Here is a 2,260-nt window from a genome sequence, read left to right as displayed (position 1 = left end):
AGTAATACAGTAAACAAACCGATAAGCACGGTCCTGACCTCCATTGAATCGCAGCTTCCTAGGCTCCTTGGTCGGCGTAACCAAGCAACCGTCATCATCTCTCTCAGCGCTGTTCAGCACTTCCTCTACCCGCAGCATTGCCTGATCCAGATGGTTGTCCAGGATGTCCTGATACCAAACCATTGACCGATCACGCGCGGTAAACCTGACAGGTGCCCTCATATGATTTCCACTCCATCTTCACCTTTATCTATTGGCTGGTCATAACCGTCCGGCCCAATCACCCGGCCATTCGCGACCTGGTAATCAGGATGAACCCACACCACGCGGGCATAGTCAGCTCCACCCCATTTGACCTTTTCTGCATGCCAACCAAGCTCATTCATGAAGTGAGTGATACGGTTCGGGTTGGCCTTCAGCTCCACGGTGAACAGCCTTCGCAATGTCGTCTGAGCAACCGCCCGCAACTCCCGGCCAGCGAGAAGTTCAACAAGCTCCTGCTGCAGCACTTCCCCGGCACCCGCTGAGAGACGCCGCATAATAGGGGTATCAATTGCCGCCATGTTCATAGACCGCGGGTTAAAGCTGTTCGACTGCCTGTGCTCCAGGAGGGCGTTATACAGACGAGCCAGCACTTCCCGCCGAGACATCTGCTCGTGGAAATGGGTCATGAAGGACTGGAAGTCCTCCGCATCTGGACCGGAGGCGTGCCCAGAGTGATTGGCGTCGGCAACATACCAACGGCGATCGTCAGGTTCGATCCAGTGCGGGTAGTGGTTCGTAGTCATCACGTATGACGTGAAGTTGTTTACTTGAGTGACCTCCTTTCCTTTGCCTTCCACCGCGACTCTACTTTCGGTGATCAGTGCCTTGATGGCGTTGCCTGCGTCCGTGCCAGGTTTCAATTTCACCTCTTCACAGCCAACAAACTTCTTAGCCATCGTGGTTTGGTTGAACCGAGACGTCAGCTTCTGAAGGCCATTGACCGTGATAGAGTTCTTGGCTCCGAATAGTTGGCTGGCAGTTTGCAGCAGTGAGCTCTTGCCGGTTCCCTTGTTCTGGGAATACAGCAAGAACGCCCAGCCAGGCTTTAGATGCTCGTTCTGAAGGCCCCAAGAAAGCCAATCTTTGAAGTAGCCCCGATCGGTAGGCTGCACGAAGATCCGCTCAAGAAGCTCATCGAACAAGGCACTATCAGCCTCCTGGACACCAAGCACCCTGTAGGCTGGCTTGACCCACGAGTTTACAGTTGCTGAGCCCTTATGCCAGATCACCCCTTCAGACAGGCCCGGGTTGCACTCCACTCTGCCATCCCAGACTGCAATAGTCTGAGACCGGTCAGAATGAACCTCTTCCACAGCATGCTGAACGACATCGCGCCAAAGCTCATTTGTCATTTCGATGCCCGGAAAAGTTTCCGGGAGATCGACAGCATAGACACGCTTCAGGTCCGTTGCTGACATGGAACAGCTCGGGTCCTCAATCCGATAGAAGCGCCCCTCTTTGCGAACAAACTTGCTCGCGAGGTCCATGCACAAGGTTGCTTTCGCTACCTCGTGTGGATTGTCCTCTTCCGGCTGCTCATCAGTTTCTTCAACCACTTCCGTTTCAGTGGTCGAAGTCGCAGCAGTATCCCGGTCATTGGTATCGTTAGCCGCACGGGAAGATGCAATAATCCCGTCAGCAGACTCTTCCACCACCTCAATTACCTGTTCTTCGCGCCCCTCTTTAGAGGCCGCGCCAGGCAGCTTTTTCTTCCGCCGAGTTGGACGGTCTAGAGGGCGATTGTGAGTCGCTCCTTTGAAGATATCGTTCAAGCTTTCGCTCATACACATGCTCCTTTGTTCTCTTCGAACTTCATTGGTTAGGGTTCAGCGCTGCTCGATTGAGCCTCCTTTCTCGAAAATGACTGCAGCCGAGTGCGGTCATGAGCAGCGTGTTGAAACAATGAAGGCCTAAGACCGCCGACCTTGCGTCGCGTTCTTCCCAAAACAACATGGATGAGGGGGAGTGATGGCTAGCTGATGTTGATGCACCAATAGCCAACGCCTACATTCCACTAGCAATGCAATTGCCAGCTGTCCGAGACCTTAGTTTTCTCTGAATGTAGACGTTGGATGTTTCCCACCTATGGCGACGACCGAAGCTGAGTGAAAGGAACGTCGCAATATGCGCTCCCCACTGTGCTGCAATCGGCGTCACCAGAACGTGGTCCGCACCATCGTAAGCGGGATTTCTGTCATAAGGTGCGAACACCGTC

2 protein-coding genes are annotated in these 2,260 nt (G+C 53.8%); one reads left to right on the top strand and one right to left on the bottom strand.

Features of this window, described 5'->3' with window-relative positions; genetic code table 11:
• Nucleotides 1-186, top strand: a 186-nt coding sequence (locus KUW17_RS23135; protein WP_222482647.1) for a hypothetical protein, incomplete at its 5' end; no start/stop codon positions are given.
• Between the two features lie 32 nt (nt 187-218).
• Here the strand turns inward: KUW17_RS23135 and KUW17_RS23130 are convergent.
• Nucleotides 219-1,829 (bottom strand): DUF5906 domain-containing protein, encoded by a 1,611-nt coding sequence (locus KUW17_RS23130; RefSeq protein WP_222482646.1) that lies wholly within the window; start codon nt 1,827-1,829, stop codon nt 219-221.
• Nucleotides 1,830-2,260: the final 431 nt, after the last annotated feature.

The organism is Leisingera aquaemixtae (assembly GCF_019801145.1).
GTDB classification, from domain to species: domain Bacteria; phylum Pseudomonadota; class Alphaproteobacteria; order Rhodobacterales; family Rhodobacteraceae; genus Leisingera; species Leisingera aquaemixtae_A.
Note: the sequence above shows the minus strand (reverse complement) of the source record. Positions and strands in the feature narration are given on the sequence as shown.